This window comes from Tsukamurella ocularis, from assembly GCF_965138335.1.
Classification (GTDB): Bacteria; Actinomycetota; Actinomycetes; order Mycobacteriales; family Mycobacteriaceae; genus Tsukamurella; species Tsukamurella ocularis_A.
On sequence record NZ_CBCSDV010000021.1, the window covers coordinates 1 to 16,123 of the forward strand.

Genomic DNA, 16,123 nt, shown 5'->3' on the forward strand with positions numbered 1-16,123 from the left:
GCCCGCGACCTCGGTGGCGAGCCGCCCCGTCATCACGATGCCGCCGCCGGGGGAGCGGAGGTTCAGCGGCGCGAGGTGGTCCATCGAGTAGCGGAAACCGGTGCACCACAGGATCACGTCCGCGGCCACCTGCGTGCCGTCGGCCAGTAGCGGACCGTCGGGCGAGAGGGCGGTGAACATCGGCCGCCGGACCAGCACCCCCGCCTCGATACCGCGACGCATGGCTTCGGTCATCGGCAAGCCCGTCACCGAGACCACGGACCCGGGCGGCAGCCCCGCCCGCACCCGCTCCTCGACGCGCGCCACGGCGCGGCGTCCCTTGTCGGGGTCGAAGGGGGTCGTGTCCCACTGCACTTCGCGGCGGGTGAACCACACCGTGTCGGCGACCGCGGAGATCTCCAGCAGCAACTGCACGGCCGTGATCCCGGCGCCGACCACCGCCACCGTCTTCGCGGCGAAGGGCTCGGCGGTGCGGTAGTCGTGCGCGTGCAGCTGCACCCCCCGGAACGAGGCCGCCCCGCGGACCGTCGGCCAGAACGGGCTGTCCCACGTGCCGGTGCTGTTGATGACGGCGCGCGTGCGGTACTCGAACGGGCCCTCGGCGCCGTGGCCGGCCACCAGGAAACCGTCGTCGCAGCGCGAGACCGAGGCGACGTGGGCGGGCCGGTGCACGTCGATCCCGAAGCGCTTCTCGTACTCGCCGAAGTACCGCGCGACGCCGGTGGAGGCCGGAATGTCATCGCATTCCGTGCCGAGCGCGTCCTGCAGGCCCCACCCCGGCAGGTCGTGCACGCGGTTCGCCGCGCGGAGCGTCAGCGACGGCCAGCGCTGCCGCCACGCGCCCCCGGGACCGGCGTTGTGATCGAGGACAATGGAATTCTCGATACCGAACCTGGGGAGGAAGTAGGCGGCCGAGAGACCGGCCTGGCCAGCACCGACCACGACGACATCCTTCACCCCCGTAGCGTAGATTGCGGGCCATGATTGGTTACACGCTGGAGGAGAAGGTCGCCGTCATCGAGTTCCAGCGCCCGGAAGCGCGGAACGCTCTCAACCCCGAGATCATGGACGGCCTGGAGGCGGCGTTCGACCGCGCGGAGGCCGACGGGGTCTTCGTCATCGTGCTCACGGGGCAGGGCACCGTGTTCTCCGCGGGGGCGGATCTGCGATCGGGTGCGGTGCTGGACAAGGGCTTCATGGAGCGGGTCATCCGGTTCTACCGCCGGGTCGAGGCGATGCCGCAGATCGTGGTCGCGGCACTCAACGGGCCGGCCGTCGGGGCGGGCGTGCAGATGGCGATGGTCGCCGACCTGCGCGTGCTCGATCCGAGCGCCACCATCGCCATCCCGGCCGCGAAACTCGGTGTCACGATCGACAAGTGGACGCTGCGGCGCCTCGAGGACCTCGTCGGCGGCGGCCACGCCCGCGGCGTGCTCATGGCGGCGCAGAAGATCGGCGCCGAGAAGCTCGCCGAGCTGGGTTTCGCCAACGCGATCGGCGACCGCGAGGCCGCCCTCGAGTTCGCCCGCGGCATCGCCGGTCTCGCGCCGCTGTCGCTCCAGAACTACAAGGCGCTGTTCAAGTCGGACGTCGCCGTCGAGCCGCTCACCGAGGCCGAGGAGGCCCGCCTGCACGCGGTATGGGACTCCGAGGATCTCAAGGAGGCCATCATGGCCCGGATCGAGAAGCGCGAGCCGCGCTTTCAGGGTCGCTGAGATGCGGCTGGGCAACGTCGTCACGTTCGCCGCGGGCGCGGCCGCCGGTATCGCCGGCGCCGCCGGGCTCCGCGCCGCGACCGGCCTGAAGCGGTCGATGGGCGCGCAGGTGGACACCGTCTACACCAACACCGACCCGGACAGCCCGCACCAGCGGTTCGACGCGGCCAAGATCGCCCGCGGCGTGGTGGGGCGCGCCCGGCACGGCCTGGGGGCACCGTCGGGCCCGATCCCGCTGGCGGCGGACCCGAGCCCGGAACAGGCCTCGGACCTGGCGGTCACCTGGTTCGGGCACTCCTCGGTGCTCATCGAGGTCGACGGTTTCCGGATCCTCGCCGACCCGGTCTGGGGCGAGCGGGTCTCCCCGTCGCCGACGATCGGCCCGACGCGGCTGCACCCCGTGCCCGTCGCGCTCAGCGCGCTGCCGCCGATCGACGCCGTGGTCATCAGCCATGACCACTACGACCACCTCGACCTGCCCACGATCGACGAGCTCACCCGCGACCGCGACGTGGTGTTCTGCGTGCCGATCGGGGTGGGCGGGCACCTGCGGGCCTGGGGCGTCCCCGACGGGCGGATCGTCGAGCTGGACTGGGACCAGGCGCACACCCTGACCCGCGACGGGAAGAGCCTCAAGGTGGTGTGCACCGAGGCCCGCCACTTCTCCGGCCGCGGCCTCACCCGCAACTCCACGCAGTGGGCGTCGTGGTCGCTCGTGGGCCCGGAGCACTCCGTGTTCTTCGGCGGCGACACCGGCTTCACCGAGCGGTTCAAGCTGGTCGGCGACCATTTCGGCCCGTTCGACCTGACGCTGCTGCCGATCGGGGCGTACGACCCGCTGTGGCCCGACGTGCACACCAACCCGGAGGAGGCCGTCGCGATCCACGCGATGATCGCCAAGCCGGGCGCGCCGCTGGTGCCGGTGCACTGGGCCACGTTCAACCTCGCCTTCCACGACTGGTCCGAGCCGGTCGAGCGGCTGCTCGCCGCCGCGGAGGAGGCCGGGGTCGCCACGATCATCCCCATGCCGGGCGGCCGGGTCGACGGTGCCGCGGCCGGCGGGATCATCCCTGGTGCGGCCGACTGGTGGTCGACGGTCCGCTAGCCTGACACGCATGGATTTCAAGAACCTCGTCAACAAGGCCAAGGATGCGCTCGGCAAGAACCCGGCCGTGATCGACAAGGCCGGCGATTTCATCGACGGCAAGACCGGCGGCAAGTACGCCTCGCAGGTCGACAAGGCGCAGGACGCCGCCAAGAAGTTCGCCGGCGGCCAGCAGGGCCAGGCGCCGCAGGGCCAGCAGGGCCAGGCACCGCAGGGCCAGCAGGGCCCGCAGGATCAGCAGCAGTAAGAAACCGTGAAGAAAGGGCGACACCGCACTCATGGGTCGTCATGACGCGCCGGGCGACCCGGCGCCGGAGAAGCCGCGCGGGCGCAACCTCGCGCGGCTTCTGCTCGCAGCCGCCCTGGTCGCGGTCCTCGTGGCGGGGATCGTCGCCATCGTCGGCGGGAAGTTCGCGAACTGCGGGGAGCAGCGCACCGTCACGGTGATGGCCGACCCCGCGCTGGCGCCGGCCGTCCGCTCGCAGGCGTCGCTCGCCTCCGACAAATGCACCACGATCGCCGTCGCCGAGGCGCCCGACCGCGAGGCCGCCGGGCGACTCCAGGGCGGGGCGGCCGACCTGTGGATCGCCCCGTCGCGGCTGCGCGCCGACGCCGTCTCCGCCCAGCTGGGCCGGGAGCTGCCGACCACCGTCGTGGCCGGGTCCCCGATCGTCCTGGCGGGCGCCACGATTCCCCAGCCCGCGACCTGGTTCGAGGCGATGACGCAGGCGACGATCCGGGCGGTGCCCGCGGACTCCCCGTACGCGGACGCGGCCGTCGCCGCGGCCGTCGCCGAATCCACCCGCCCCGGCGGCGGGGACGACCAGGCGCTCAACGCCGTCCTGGCGCAGTACGCCCAGGCCGCCAAGCGCGTGGCCGGTGATCCCGTCGCCGCCGCCGGTGCCGAGGGCGGCGTCGTGGCCGTCCCCGAGTACGCGTACGTCGCGGCGAAGCGGTCCCGGGGCGACCTCGCCGCCGTCGTGCCGAAGACCGGCGCCCCGCGCGACGAGCTGCTGCTCGCGGTCGCCGCGACCGGTGACCGGAAGGCCGCCGCGTCCGAGGCCGCCGAGCGACTCACCAGGACCTTCACCTCCGACGACGGCCTCGCCGCCCTCGCCCGCGACGGCCTGCGCGGCACCGCGCTGGCGGAGGCACCGTCGGGCGGCGTGGGCGCGGTGACGGCCCTCCCCGACCCCGACCGCGCCCGGCTCGCGCGCGCCGAGCAGGCCTACTCGACCCTCGCCGTGCCGCTCAAGGCGCTCGTCGTGGTCGACACCTCCGGCTCCATGGACGAGAAGGTCGGCGACACGACCCGCATCGGGATGCTCGCCTCCGGCTTCACCAAGGTGGTCACCCAGATCCCCGACGCGAACGCCGTCGGCCTGTGGACCTTCTCGCTCGCCACGAACGGCGGCAAGGACTGGACCGAGGTCGTGCCCACCGCGCGACTGTCCGACAAGCGCGGCGACAAGACCCAGCGGCAGGCGCTGCTCGAGGGCGTGAACTCGCTGCCCGGCCGGGTCCGCGGCGGTACCGGGCTCTACGACACGACGCTCGCCGCCTACCGGCAGGCCGTCAAGGACTTCGACCCCGCCTACTCGAACTCGCTGATCCTGCTCTCGGACGGCGGCAACGAGAAGTCCGGCGGCACCACCCTCGACCAGCTGGTGGCCGAGCTGCGCAAGCTGGTGGACCCGGCGCGGCCGGTGAACATCCACACCGTCGGGATCAGCAAGGACGCCGACCTGCCGGCGCTGAAGAGGATCGCGGACGCCACGGGCGGCACCGCCCAGTCGGCCGACACGGAGCAGCAGATGCTCGCGGACTTCGTGAACGCGGTCGCCAAGCGCGCGAAGTAGGCGCCGCGGCGCCGGAGTGCCCCCGACAGGAATCGAACCTGCGACCTGATCTTTAGGAGAGATCCGCTCTATCCGACTGAGCTACGAGGGCGTGCGGCACGAGTGTAGCCACGCGCGGCCCTCCGGGTACATTCGGATGTCCGAGTTTGCACCACCAAGGGGGAGACGCGTGCCCACCGGCGTCATCGGAGTTCTCATCATCACACTGGGGTCGCTCGCCCTCGTCCAGTGGCGCGTCGTGCGCCGCTGGAGCGCGCGGCCGGCGCGCGTCGCCGGCACCGTCGCGGTGGTCGTCGCCGCGCTCCTGACGCTGGCCGCCCCCGTCGGGCTGCTCGCCGGCAACGGCCGCATCGACCCCGACCGGTGGCGCTGGATCAGCGCCGCCGGGCTCACCTGGCTCGCGACGGTCTTCTACCTGCTGCTCACCCTGCTGGTCCTGGGGGTGCTGTGGGTGCTCACGCGGCTGGTCCGGCTGGTGCGCCCGGAGTTCGACGGTGCACCACTGCGCCGCGTCGTCGCGCTGGTGGGCGTGGTGGGCGCGGTCGGTGCGACGCTGTACGGGCTGGTGGAGGCCGCGACGCCGCGGGTCACGCACACGCAGGTGCGGCTCGCGTCGATGCCGGCCGCCTTCGGCCCGCTCAAGGTCGCGCTGATCACCGACATCCATGCGGGGCCGGTGCGCACCCGCGGGTTCGTGCAGGGCGTCGTCGACCGGACCAACGCCGAACGGCCCGACCTGGTGCTGATGGCCGGCGATCTCATCGACGGGGTGGTGGCGCAGATCGGCGACGACCTGACGCCGCTGCGGGACCTGCGGGCCCCGCTCGGGGTGTTCGCCGTGACGGGCAACCACGAGTACTACGCGGGCGACGTCGTGAACTGGGTGCAGCGGTGGCGGGACGTCGGGGTCACGCCCCTCACCAACGCCTCCGCGCGCCTCGAGCGGGGCGGCGCGACGGTGACTCTCGTCGGCGCCAACGACCGCACGGGCAAGGCGCCCCACGAGGTGGACTACGATGCCGCGTTCGCCGGCGTCGATCCCGCCGGCTTCATCGTGGCCATCGCGCACGAGCCGCTGCAGGGCCGCGAGTTCGCGCAGCGCGGCGCGGACCTGCAGGTCGCGGGGCACACGCACGGCGGCCAGATCTGGCCCTTCCGCTACTTCGTGAAGCTGCAGCAGCCGGCCCTGCAGGGGCTGGAATCGGTGGACGGGATGCCCGTCTACACCAGCCGCGGCGCCGGCGCGTGGGGCCCGCCCGTGCGCGTCGCCGCTCCGCCGGAGATCGCGATTCTGGAGCTGAGCGCCGCCTGACCGGCGCATGATCGGGGCATGGCGATTCGCGCGAGCACCGAGGTCGGGCCGGTCACGGTGAGCGTGGCGCCGGCGGCGCGGACCCGCCGTCGGCCCGCCGCGCGCACCGCCGCCCGTCGCGTGCCCGTCCTCAAGCTGCCCGCCACCCGCGTCGCCGCGGGGCTGCCGCTGCCGCGCAAGGTCGACCTGCCGCCGCCCGTCGCGCCCGCGGGCTGGTACCCCGACCCCGAGGGCGCCGCGCGGATGCGCTGGTGGAACGGTGCGAAGTGGACCCGCCGGTTCGCCGAACCCGGCGCGTCGACGGCACCGTCGAAGGTCCGCACGCGCGTCGCGGCAGCACCGCCGAAGCTGCGGCCGGTCCGCACGCCGAAGCGCGCCGCGAGATTCGCGTTCCTCGACGGTCCGAAGCAGAATCCGGTCTCGAAGCCCCGCAGAACGCGGAAACGCCGAGCGAACTAGGCGTCCCGCGCCTCCTGCGCGCCGCGGGAGGCCAACTGGTCGGCGAGCTCGTTGCCCTCGTTGCCCGCGTGCCCCTTCACCCAGCGCCAGTCGATCTCGTACTGCGCCGCCGCCTGCTCCAGCCGCTGCCACAGCTCGGCGTTCTTCACGGGCTGCTTGGCGGAGGTCTTCCAGCCGTTGCGCTTCCAGCCGGCGATCCACTTGGTGATGCCGTTCTTCACGTACGAGCTGTCGGTGTAGAGCACCACCGGCATCGGCCGCGTGATCGCCTCCAGCGCCGAGATGGCGCCCATCAACTCCATGCGGTTGTTCGTCGTGTCCTTCTCGGCGCCGTACAGCTCCTTCTGATGCTCGCCGAAGCGCAGCACCGCGCCCCAGCCCCCGGGCCCGGGATTCCCCAAGCACGCGCCGTCGGTGTAGATCACGATCTCGTCCGCCACGAGGAGCCATCCTAGCGGGGCGCGCTACCGTGAAGCCGTGCCGAACAATCGCTACCACCACCTGGTCTTCGGCGACGACGCCCTCGAGCGCCAGCGGCGCAACGGCAGCTACGTGGCCTACGGCCGGCAGCTCGAGCGCGGCGACGACGGGCCGCAGGCCCTCACCGACCGCGAGCTGCTCATGATCACCCGCGCCGACCAGTTCTGCCTCGCCACCGTCACCCCGCAGGGCTGGCCCTACCTGCAGTACCGCAGCGGCCCGGCGGGATTCGTGCAGCACGACCCCGCGACGGGGCGGCTCGGCTTCATCGACCTGCCGGGCAACAACCAGTTCGTCACGCTCGGCAACCTCGCCGAGAACGACCGGCTCGCGATGTTCTTCGTGGACTACCCGCGGCGCGTGCGGCTCAAGGTCTTCGGGCGCGGCACGGTGCGCGAGACGGAGCAGCGGCGCGTGATCGAGGTGGCCGTCGAGGCCTACGACTGGAACTGCCAGCGCAGCATCATCCCCCGCTTCGACCGCGAGTACATCAAGCAGCTCGGGGAGGCCTATCAGAAGGTCGCCGGGGAGCGCGAGGCCGAGCTGCAGGCCGAGATCGACCGGCTGCGCGCCCGCGTCGCCGAGTTGGAGGGCTGATCCGGCCGATCCGGTCGGGTCAGGGCTGCGTCGGGCTGTCGAACCGCGGGTCGCGCCGCGGAAGCGCCTCGGTCTCGGGCTTGGGCGAGACCTTCACCGGGCGGGGCGGCCGCTTGACCACCTGGGTGTGCTGCTCCGACGGGGTGGCAGGGCCCGGCTTGGGCGGCATCGTGCCGGGCCAGTCGCGATCCCACTCGGGGCGCGGCCGGCGCTGCGCCACCGGGGCCACGGCGGTCCGGGTGTGCTCGTCGGGCAGCGGGGGAGGCGTGTGCGNCGGCTGCGCGACGGGGTGGGCCCAGCCCGACTCCGCGGGCGGGAACTGCTGGTTCGACGGTGCCTGCGGCGCCTGCCGGGGAGGCATGGGCGCGGCCGACATCGGTGCGCCGGGCTGCGGTTGCATGCCGGGCTGCTGCGGGGCGCCGGCGAACGGTGCACCCGGGAACTGCGCACCGGGGAACTGCGCACCGGGGATCGGGCCGCCGGGCTGGTGCGCGCCGGAGGTCTGGGCGGCGGGCCCGAAGGGCGACGCCGGGAGGTGCGGCGCCTGCGGCGCGGGCTGCGCGACCGCGGCGGGGGCGGACCGTCGGGCGAGGAGCAGCGCGACGGCGCCCAGCGTCGCGACCACGGCGGCGACGATCACGACGTAGGGGCCGACACCCGCCGCCGTGTCGACCTGCAGGCTCAGGCCCTCGGCCGTGATCGTCTGCGTGCCCGTGGGGACGACTGCCGCGTACGCGCCGAGCGCGATCCCGGCCACGCCGACGACGATGGCGCCCGTGGCGCCCAGGAGCCGCTTCCCGGCGGGCCCGAGTGCCGCCAGCGCCGCGAGGAGCACGAAGGCCACTGCGAGCCCGACTGCGACCCAGCCGCCCCACGCGACGTCGTTCGGCACGGAGCCGGAGACGTCGATGCCGCCGAACGCGGGCATGGTGACCGTGCCGATCCCGCTGACCCGGGCCTCGAGAGCGGCGAACGCCGCGCTCGACGCGCCCTCGGGTGGCCTCGGAGTGACCGTGTACCAGGTCAGGAACGCCGAGACGATCAGCCCGATTCCGCCGAGCGCGGCGAGGGCGAGCCCGACGATCCGGGTCGCGCCGGATGCGGATGCGGGCGATGAATCGGGCATTGCGGACCTCCTACGACGTGATGTCCGCAACGCTAGGACGTCGCGGTTGGCGGTCGCTGAAGTACCGCTGAAGCCGAGGCTACCGACGGGTACACTGAGCCGATGGCACAGCGACGCGCATTCTGTCCCACGGGGACGGCCGGATGACGGCGGCGCTGCAACCGACGGACGATCCCAAGGGGCGCGCGAAGACCCGTCGGCGGCTGATCCGCGCGGCGTACCTGGTGTTCGCGCAGCACGGCTACGGCTCGACGAACGTCACCATGGTGTGCGAGGCGGCCGGCTTCACCCGCGGCGCCTTCTACTCCAACTTCACCAGCCTCGAGGAGCTGTTCATCGAGGTCTGGCGGTTCCACGTGCAGTGGATCATGGACGTGATGGCCAAGGTCGTCGACACCTACGTGGTGCAGGGCGCCGACTACGGCAAGCTCATCGAGATGGCGGTCCGCGCGATCCCCGTCAACGAGCGCTGGCAGCGCGTCAACGGCGACTTCGTGGCGCTCTGCACCCGCACGCCGGAGCTCAACCAGACGGTCCGCGACGCCCAGCAGATGCTGCTCGCCAACATGATCCCCACCGTGATGCACGTGCTCGAGGCCGCCGGCCGCCGCGTGACCAAGCCCGAGGCGCTGGGCTACGCGCTGCTCGCGGTGCACGAGGGCACCGCGTCGTACTGCGTGATCGACCCGGACAGTGAGACGCTCAAGCAGAACCGGATCGACCTGCTCACCGCGACCCTGAACATGTACAGCGAGCCGATGCAGTGACCCGCACGGCACTGGTCATCGGCATCGGCGCCGGCGACCCGGGGCACGTCACCGTGGGCGCGATCGACGCGATGCGCGCCGCCGACGCCCTGTTCGTCCTCGACAAGCCCAACGCGGGCACGCTCACCGGGATCCGGCAGGAGATCGTCGACCGGCACGCGCCCGGCACCCCCGTCGTGCTCGTGCCCGACCCGCCGCGCGACCGGTCCGCCGAGCGCGGCGCGTCCCGGCCCGACGGTGCCTACGCCGCCAACGTCGACGCGTGGCACAACGCCCGCGCCGACGCGCTGGCCGCCGCGATCGCCGAGCACGTGCCCGAGGGCGGGAGTGCCGGCTTCCTGGTCTGGGGCGACCCGTCGCTCTACGACTCGACGCTGCGCGTCCTGGACCGGGTGGCCCGCACGCTCCCGCTGGAGCCGAAGGTGATCCCCGGCATCACCAGCGTGCAGGCGCTCACCGCCGCGCACGCGATCCTGCTCAACCGGGTGGGCGAGCCGATCCACATCACCACCGGCCGGCGGCTGCACGAGGACGACGGCCGCAACACCGTGGTGATGCTCGACGCGGACTGCACCTTCCGCGAGACCGCCGAGCCGACGGACCACGTCTACTGGGGCGCCTATCTGGGCACGCCCGACGAGATCCTGATCGACGGCGCCGTCGGCGAGGTGGGCGAGCTGATCGCCCGCACCCGCGCCGAGGCCCGCGCGAAGCACGGCTGGATCATGGACGTCTACCTGCTCCGGCGGCCCTGACTCAGTTCAGCGCGTCGAGGACCTTGTCCGCCAGCTCGGGCCGGCAGATCACCAGGTCGGGGAGGTAGGGGTCGGGGTTGTTGTAGGTGAGCTCGCTGCCGTCGAGGCGCGAGCAGTGCAGGCCCGCGGCCCGGGCGACGCCGACGGGCGCGCAGGAATCCCACTCGTACTGCCCGCCGGCGTGCAGGTACACGTCCACCTGCCCGGTCACGACGGCCATCGTCTTCACCCCGGCGGAACCGAGGGAGACGGGCGTGAGCCCGAGCTGCTCGGCGACCCGGAACATGCCGGGCGTCGCGCGGCTGCGCGAGAGCGCGAGATTCCCGGTCAGCGCCCCCGTGGGGGCGGTGACGGTGTCGGAGCGGAAGACCCGGTCCATCGCGGGCAGCGAGACCGCGCTGTGCACCGGCTGGCCGTTCTGCGTCAGCGCGACGTGCACCGCGTAGTCGGGGCGGTGCGCCGCGTAGTCCCGGGTGCCGTCGAGCGGGTCGATGACCCACACCCGCTCGGCCGAGAGGCGTTCGGTGGAGTCCGGCGCCTCCTCGGACAGCACCGCGTCGTGCGGCCGGTGCCGGCGCAGGACCCGCGCGATCCAGGCCTGCGCGAGCCGGTCGCCGGTGTCGCCCAGCACCCCGTCGTCGAGCAGCGAGCCGTGCCGGATGGCCTGCAGGATCCGCCCGGCACCGTCGGCGATCTCGGCCGCGAGTTCGATGTCGGACAGGGCGCCACCGTCGGAACGGCCGAAGTACGTCATACCTCCACCCTAGAGTGGCACTATGCCGGAGCTTCCCGAGATCACCGCGATCGCGGACTACGTGGGCGCCAAGGCCGTCGGCACGCAGGTGCGGCGGGTCGACGTGGCGGCGCTGTCCGTGCTCAAGACCTACGCCCCGGGCCCGCACGACCTGGTCGGGGCCGTCGTCACCGGCACCCGTCGGATCGGCAAGTACTTCGTCCTCGATGCGCGCAAGGGCGACGAGGATCTCGCCCTCGTGGTGCACCTCTCCCGCGCCGGCTGGCTGCGCTGGTCCGACAAGCTCTCGCCGACGCCGCTCAAGCCCGGCGGCAAGTCGCCGATCGCGCTGCGCGTGCACGTCGGGCCCGAGGGCGAGGGCTTCGACCTCACCGAGGCGGGCACGCAGAAGCGGCTCGCGGTGTGGATCGTGCACGACCCGCAGGAGATCGAGATGGTCGCGACACTGGGCCCGGACGCGCTGGCCGTGACCCGCGACGAGTTCGGCGCGATCCTCGCGGGCTCGCGGGCGCAGCTCAAGACGCTGCTCCGCGACCAGCGCACCATCGCCGGCATCGGCAACGCCTACTCCGACGAGATCCTGCACACCGCGAAGCTCTCGCCCTTCGCCGCGGCGAAGTCGCTCGACCAGGCGCAGGCCGACGCGCTGTACGCGGCGATGCGGTCCGAGCTGGAGGATGCGGTGCAGCGGTCCGTCGGGCAGCACGTCGCCACGCTCAAGGCGGAGAAGCGCTCGGGGATGAAGGTGCACGCCCGCACCGGCAGCCCGTGCCCCGTCTGTGGCGATGTGGTGCGCGAGGTCTCCTTCGCGGACCGCTCCTTCCAGTACTGCGCCACCTGCCAGACGGGCGGCAAGGTGCTCGCGGACCGTCGGATGTCGAAACTGCTGAAATGAGCCCAAACCGCCCTGAGGTTAGGCATCGCTGCATAGCCGATTGAAGGCGTGCCTTACCTTCTAGGCATGAACTGGGGTGATGCCGTCCCGAACTTCCTCATCGGCCTGCGTGAAGGCCTGGAAGCGGGACTGATCGTGAGCATCCTGCTCGCCGCCGTGAAGAAGTCGGGCGGTTCGCGGGTGCCGGTGTGGTTGGGTGCGCTGGGCGCGGCCTCGTTGTCGGTGAGTTTCGGCGCGGTGCTGACCTTCACCACGTCCGAGCTGTCGGCCACCGCGCGCGAGGTGGTCGCGGGGACGCTGAGCGTGCTCGCGGTGCTGCTCGTGACGATGATGATCTTCTGGATGCGGCGCACCGCGGCGTCGCTGTCGAAGGGGTTGCGCGCCGACGTCGAGACCGCGATGGTGCTCGGCGCGGGTGCGCTCGTGCTCACCGCGTTCTTCGCCGTCGCGCGCGAGGGCCTGGAGACCACCCTGTTCCTGTGGACCGCGGCCCGCGCGTCGGGCGACGCCGTGGCCCCGGCCGTCGGCGCGGCGCTCGGCCTGGCCGTGGCGTTCGGGATCTGCGTGCTGCTCTACCGGCAGGCCGTGCGGCTCAACCTCGCCACGTTCTTCCGGTACACCGCGATCCTGCTCATCGTCGTGGCCGCGGGCGTGCTCGCCTACGGCCTCGGCGACCTGCAGAACGCCGGCGTCCTTCCCGGCCGCACCTGGATCGCCTTCGACCTCTCCGGCAGCATCAGCACCGACTCGTGGTGGGTGGCGCTGATCGGCGGCATCACCAACCTCGCGCCGAAGATGACGGTGTTGCAGGTGTTCGCGTGGCTCGCCTACCTGGTGATCGTGCTGGGGATCTTCCTCGGCACGAAGCCCGCGCCGGCGACGCCCGGGGAGAAGGGCCGCTTCGAGGCCTGGGCCGCGCGCCTCGCCGGGACGCGTACGGGCCTCGCGGCCGCCGTCGTCGTGCTGGTGCCGCTACTGGTCGCCGGCCTGATCATCGCGATCCTGCCCGCCAAGCCGGATGCCGCGGGCGCCGTCACGGTCACCGAGGCGGACTGCGCCAGGGACTTCACCGGCGCCTCCGCCGGGCAGCAGCGGATCACCGTCACCAACAAGTCCGGCAGGTCCGGCGAGATCACGCTCGTCGACAGCGCCGACGCGGTGGTCGGCGAGATCGAGACCCTCGGGCCGGCCACCACGGCGGACCTGTCGGCGACGCTGGCGGGCGGCAGCTATCGGTTCGTCTGCTACCTCGCCGGCCAGAAGGAGACCCGCTCCGAGCAGTTCACGGTGACCGGCGGCGCGGGCGATGCGCCGAAGCCCGTCGCGCGCGTGACGAAGGACGACCTCGACGGGGCCAACGCGAAGTACCAGGACTACGTGCTGACGGTGCTGCCCGCCGTCGAGTCCGCGCTGAACCGCGTCAAGGCCGCGCTGGCCGGCGGCGACACCGCGGGCGCCAAGGCCGCCTGGCTCGACGCCATGACCGCGTGGGAGAAGGTCGGCGCGTCGTACAACAGCTTCGGCGAGGCGGGCACCGCCGTCGCGGGCCTGCCCGACGGCTTCGCCGACGGCGTGCGCGATCCGGGGTTCTCCGGCATCCGGCGCATCGAGCACGGGCTGTGGACCGGCGAACCGTCGGCGACCCTGACGGCGCAGGTCGACACGACCCTCGAGGGACTGACGAAGGTCCGCACCGACCTGCGCACCGACGACATCGCGGGCGACCCGATCACGCTCACCAAGCGCGCGCAGGAGATCCTCGAGGACGCGCTGCGCGACCACCTCACGGGCGTCAGCGATCAGGGCGCGCACGCCGGCTACGCCGCCACCGCGGCCGATGTCGAGGCCACCCGCGCCGTGCTCCGCGTGCTCGAGCCGCTGCTCGCGCCCCGCGTGCCCGACCTACTGCCCACGGCGCGCCGCGAACTGGACGACATCGCCACGGCCCTCGACGCCGTCAAGCGGCCCGACGGCACCTACCCGCCGCTGGAGGCGCCGCCCCTGGCGCTGCGGCAGAAGATCAACGGCACCGTCGGGCAGGCCCTCGAGACCCTGTCCGCCGTGCCCAACCTCCTGGAGATCCCCAAGCATGAGCGATGAGCAGAAGACCGCGCCGGAGGAGTCCGGGACCGGGCGGCGGAAGTTCCTGCAGGGCGCGGCGGTCGGCGCCGTGGGCGTGGCCGCCGTCGGCGGTGTGCTGGCCGGGGGCGCGCGCAGCGACGCCGCGCAGTCGTCGGGCCCGACGGTGCGCGAGTCCTACCCGTTCGAGGGCGAGCACCAGTCCGGCATCCTGACGCCCGCGCCCGCGGAGAAGCAGGCCGCGCTCATGGTGGCGGCGTTCGACGTGATCACCGATCGCGCGGGCCTGGAGAAGCTGCTGCGCACCATCACCGACCGCGCACGGTTCCTCACCGCGGGCGGCACCCCCGCGAACCTGGGCGTGGGCAAGCCGCCGGCCGACAGCGCCGTACTGGGCCCCGTGGTCCCGGCCGACGGGCTGACCGTCACGCTCGGCGTGGGCTCGTCGCTGTTCGACGACCGGTTCGGGCTGGGTGGGCGCAAGCCCGCGAAGCTCAAGCCGATGACGGTGTTCCCCAACGACCAGCCCGATCCCGCGCAGATGCACGGCGACCTGGTGCTGCAGTTCTGCGCCAACAACCCCGACACCGTGCACCACGCGCTGCGCGACATCGCCAAGCACACCCGCGGCGCGATGCAGCTGCGGTGGAAGATGCAGGGCTACGGCGCGCCGCCGCGGCCCGAGGGCGCGGCGCGCAACCTCATGGGCTTCAAGGACGGCAGCGCGAACCCCGTGGGGTCGCAGGCCGAGGAGCTGATCTGGGTGTCCGGCGACGGAGAGCCCGCGTGGGCCACCGGCGGCACGTACTTCGTGGTGCGGCTCATCCGGATGATGGTCGAGTTCTGGGACCGCGTCTCGATCGCGGAGCAGGAGGGCATGTTCGGGCGGCGCCGCGATTCCGGCGCCCCGCTCGACGGTGCCGCCGAGACCGACGAGCCCGACTTCGCCGCCGACCCCGAGGGCGACGTGATCCCCATGGACTCGCACATCCGCCTCGCGAACCCGCGCGAGGGGGAGAAGACGGAGAAGCAGCGCCTGGTGCGCCGGTCGTACAACTACGACCTGGGCCTGGACATGAACGGCAACATGGCCTGCGGCCACGTCTTCCTGTGCTTCCAGCAGGACGTCGAGGCGCAGTTCGAGGAGGTGCAGAAGCGCCTGATCGACGAGCCGCTCACCGACTACGTGACCCCTTTCGGCGGCGGCTACTTCTTCGCCGTGCCCGGGGTGCGGGGTGCGGGCGACTTCCTGGGAGCCGGGCTGTTCACGTAGCTGCGGTACCCGAGACGCCGTGTGCCGCGTGCCGCGAGTTGGGTGGCAGGTCGGGCATGTGTCGATCGCGACAGTCATGCGTGCGACGCATGGCAATATCGCCGCAGCTCAGAGGGGATTTCTCGGTGCGGAGCCATGCGTCGCGCGCATGGCTTTCGAGCACCACATGCACTGCGCCGCTCGGCGCGCGCTCAGTGCGCACCCGCGGCCCCGCAGACGACGATGCCGCCGGACCCTGGGTGATGGGTCCGGCGGCATTCGCTCTGACGCGGCCGGTGAGTGCCGCGGCGGCGGGGACTACTTGATGAGCGTGTCCGCGCCGTCGTTCGTGCCGGTCTCGGGGTCGTAGTCGCCGAGCAGGAAGTCGCCCTCGGCGGCCTCGTCCTCGATCTCCTGGGAGACGGCCTCGGCCTGCGCGAGCGCGGCGTTGCGGCGCGCGATGGTGACGCCCGCACCGGCGGCGGCGCCGCCGAGCGCGAGTGCCGCGAGCCACGGCTTGTTCAGGCGGTCGCCCAGCAGGTGGTCGACGGAGTACTTGCCGGGGCCGGTCAGCGCCAGCGCGGCCGCGGCGACGCCGAGGGTGATCGGGTACTCGTTGCCGCCGCCCTGCGCGGCGAAGCCCTGCGGGCGGTGCACCTCGGCGGCGACCAGCATCGCGCCCACGCCGCCGGCCGCGGCCAGCGGGGTCGCGGCGCCGAGCGCGAGGGCGGCACCGGCCAGCTCGCCCGCGCCCGCGAGGGCGGCGTTGGGCTTGCCGGGCGCGAAGCCCATCGACTCGAAGCCCTGGCCGGTGGCCTCCAGGCCGTGGCCGCCGAAGACGCCGAACAGCTTCTGCGCGCCGTGGTAGGCCAGCGCGCCGCCGACGGCGGTACGCAGGGCGAGGAGTCCGAGGTCACGTGCGGTGTTGTTCTGTCCCATGTCGGGGTCCCTTCCAGCGGAGGTCGTCG

The 16,123-nt window shown here is 72.8% G+C and carries 16 protein-coding genes and 1 tRNA gene; 12 read left to right on the forward strand and 5 right to left on the reverse strand.

Translation table 11 applies throughout. From position 1 onward, the window contains the following. The coding region (locus tag ACNAYW_RS17740; protein WP_415850983.1) for an NAD(P)-binding domain-containing protein at positions 1–957 on the reverse strand (957 nt) is incomplete at its 3' end. A 23-nt stretch (positions 958–980) separates the two neighbouring features. On the opposite strand from ACNAYW_RS17740, the gene ACNAYW_RS17745 reads away from it, so the two are divergent. The 4 genes from ACNAYW_RS17745 to ACNAYW_RS17760 are packed head-to-tail and all read left to right on the forward strand — an operon-like array spanning position 981 to position 4,679. Then, entirely contained in the window at positions 981–1,715 is a 735-nt protein-coding gene (locus tag ACNAYW_RS17745) for an enoyl-CoA hydratase (RefSeq protein WP_415850984.1), read from the forward strand. 1 nt (position 1,716) lies between these two features. Continuing rightward, complete coding sequence (locus ACNAYW_RS17750; RefSeq protein ID WP_415850985.1) at positions 1,717–2,820, forward strand: MBL fold metallo-hydrolase; 1,104 nt, start codon at positions 1,717–1,719, stop codon at positions 2,818–2,820. Between the two features lie 10 nt (positions 2,821–2,830). Next, positions 2,831–3,067, forward strand: a complete 237-nt coding sequence (locus tag ACNAYW_RS17755) for an antitoxin (protein WP_415850986.1) — start codon at positions 2,831–2,833, stop codon at positions 3,065–3,067. Positions 3,068–3,098: 31 nt separating this feature from the next. Further along, positions 3,099–4,679 (forward strand): VWA domain-containing protein, encoded by a 1,581-nt coding sequence (locus ACNAYW_RS17760; RefSeq protein WP_415850987.1) that lies wholly within the window; start codon positions 3,099–3,101, stop codon positions 4,677–4,679. 17 nt (positions 4,680–4,696) lie between these two features. Here ACNAYW_RS17760 and ACNAYW_RS17765 read toward each other — a convergent pair. Then, positions 4,697–4,770, reverse strand: a tRNA-Arg gene (locus ACNAYW_RS17765). A 78-nt stretch (positions 4,771–4,848) separates the two neighbouring features. Here ACNAYW_RS17765 and ACNAYW_RS17770 point away from each other — a divergent pair. Both ACNAYW_RS17770 and ACNAYW_RS17775 read left to right on the forward strand, forming a co-directional pair. Further along, positions 4,849–5,991: a metallophosphoesterase gene (locus ACNAYW_RS17770; protein ID WP_415850988.1), complete on the forward strand. Its 1,143-nt coding sequence runs from the start codon at positions 4,849–4,851 to the stop codon at positions 5,989–5,991. An 18-nt stretch (positions 5,992–6,009) separates the two neighbouring features. Further along, positions 6,010–6,450, forward strand: a complete 441-nt coding sequence (locus ACNAYW_RS17775; protein WP_415850989.1) for a DUF2510 domain-containing protein — start codon at positions 6,010–6,012, stop codon at positions 6,448–6,450. On the opposite strand, the gene rnhA is transcribed toward ACNAYW_RS17775, so the two are convergent. Continuing rightward, positions 6,447–6,890: a ribonuclease HI gene (gene rnhA, locus ACNAYW_RS17780; protein WP_224648900.1), complete on the reverse strand. Its 444-nt coding sequence runs from the start codon at positions 6,888–6,890 to the stop codon at positions 6,447–6,449. The genes ACNAYW_RS17775 and rnhA overlap by 4 nt on opposite strands. Before the next feature lie 37 nt (positions 6,891–6,927). On the opposite strand from rnhA, the gene ACNAYW_RS17785 reads away from it, so the two are divergent. From ACNAYW_RS17785 to cobF, 3 genes are all read left to right on the forward strand, one after another. After that, positions 6,928–7,527 (forward strand): pyridoxamine 5'-phosphate oxidase family protein, encoded by a 600-nt coding sequence (locus ACNAYW_RS17785; protein WP_415850990.1) that lies wholly within the window; start codon positions 6,928–6,930, stop codon positions 7,525–7,527. A gap of 1,269 nt (positions 7,528–8,796) precedes the next feature. Beyond that, complete coding sequence (locus ACNAYW_RS17790; RefSeq protein ID WP_068524167.1) at positions 8,797–9,420, forward strand: TetR/AcrR family transcriptional regulator; 624 nt, start codon at positions 8,797–8,799, stop codon at positions 9,418–9,420. Then, on the forward strand, positions 9,417–10,175 hold the full coding sequence (gene cobF / locus ACNAYW_RS17795) for a precorrin-6A synthase (deacetylating) (protein ID WP_415850991.1): 759 nt from the start codon (positions 9,417–9,419) through the stop codon (positions 10,173–10,175). The genes ACNAYW_RS17790 and cobF overlap by 4 nt, the downstream gene beginning before the upstream one ends. A gap of 1 nt (position 10,176) precedes the next feature. Here cobF and ACNAYW_RS17800 read toward each other — a convergent pair whose 3' ends face one another. After that, positions 10,177–10,929 carry a 3'(2'),5'-bisphosphate nucleotidase CysQ gene (locus ACNAYW_RS17800; RefSeq protein WP_415850992.1) on the reverse strand — a complete coding sequence of 251 codons (753 nt, stop codon included), beginning with the start codon at positions 10,927–10,929 and terminating at the stop codon, positions 10,177–10,179. 22 nt (positions 10,930–10,951) lie between these two features. Between ACNAYW_RS17800 and ACNAYW_RS17805 the strand changes: the two genes are divergently transcribed. The 3 genes from ACNAYW_RS17805 to efeB all read left to right on the forward strand — a co-directional run bounded on the left by ACNAYW_RS17805 (position 10,952) and on the right by efeB (position 15,176). Then, a complete protein-coding gene (locus ACNAYW_RS17805; protein ID WP_415850993.1) occupies positions 10,952–11,824 on the forward strand; it encodes a DNA-formamidopyrimidine glycosylase family protein in 873 nt (290 codons plus the stop codon). A gap of 66 nt (positions 11,825–11,890) precedes the next feature. Then, positions 11,891–13,924 carry an iron uptake transporter permease EfeU gene (gene efeU / locus ACNAYW_RS17810; RefSeq protein WP_415850994.1) on the forward strand — a complete coding sequence of 678 codons (2,034 nt, stop codon included), beginning with the start codon at positions 11,891–11,893 and terminating at the stop codon, positions 13,922–13,924. Continuing rightward, positions 13,914–15,176, forward strand: a complete 1,263-nt coding sequence (gene efeB, locus ACNAYW_RS17815) for an iron uptake transporter deferrochelatase/peroxidase subunit (RefSeq protein WP_415850995.1) — start codon at positions 13,914–13,916, stop codon at positions 15,174–15,176. Before efeU ends, efeB begins: the two co-directional genes overlap by 11 nt. A gap of 297 nt (positions 15,177–15,473) precedes the next feature. Here efeB and ACNAYW_RS17820 read toward each other — a convergent pair whose 3' ends face one another. Then, a complete protein-coding gene (locus ACNAYW_RS17820; protein ID WP_415850996.1) occupies positions 15,474–16,094 on the reverse strand; it encodes a DoxX family protein in 621 nt (206 codons plus the stop codon). Positions 16,095–16,123 lie beyond the last annotated feature (29 nt).

Excerpts from the sequence above, each read along its gene's own strand:
- ACNAYW_RS17745 (WP_415850984.1), top strand. The coding sequence starts at position 981 with ATGATTGGTTACACGCTGGAGGAGAAGGTCGCCGTCATCGAGTTCCAG.
- ACNAYW_RS17750 (WP_415850985.1), top strand. The coding sequence starts at position 1,717 with ATGCGGCTGGGCAACGTCGTCACGTTCGCCGCGGGCGCGGCCGCCGGT.
- ACNAYW_RS17755 (WP_415850986.1), top strand. The coding sequence starts at position 2,831 with ATGGATTTCAAGAACCTCGTCAACAAGGCCAAGGATGCGCTCGGCAAG.
- ACNAYW_RS17760 (WP_415850987.1), top strand. The coding sequence starts at position 3,099 with ATGGGTCGTCATGACGCGCCGGGCGACCCGGCGCCGGAGAAGCCGCGC.
- ACNAYW_RS17775 (WP_415850989.1), top strand. The coding sequence starts at position 6,010 with ATGGCGATTCGCGCGAGCACCGAGGTCGGGCCGGTCACGGTGAGCGTG.
- ACNAYW_RS17790 (WP_068524167.1), top strand. The coding sequence starts at position 8,797 with ATGACGGCGGCGCTGCAACCGACGGACGATCCCAAGGGGCGCGCGAAG.
- ACNAYW_RS17800 (WP_415850992.1), bottom strand. The coding sequence starts at position 10,929 with ATGACGTACTTCGGCCGTTCCGACGGTGGCGCCCTGTCCGACATCGAA.
- ACNAYW_RS17805 (WP_415850993.1), top strand. The coding sequence starts at position 10,952 with ATGCCGGAGCTTCCCGAGATCACCGCGATCGCGGACTACGTGGGCGCC.
- efeU (WP_415850994.1), top strand. The coding sequence starts at position 11,891 with ATGAACTGGGGTGATGCCGTCCCGAACTTCCTCATCGGCCTGCGTGAA.
- efeB (WP_415850995.1), top strand. The coding sequence starts at position 13,914 with ATGAGCGATGAGCAGAAGACCGCGCCGGAGGAGTCCGGGACCGGGCGG.
- ACNAYW_RS17820 (WP_415850996.1), bottom strand. The coding sequence starts at position 16,094 with ATGGGACAGAACAACACCGCACGTGACCTCGGACTCCTCGCCCTGCGT.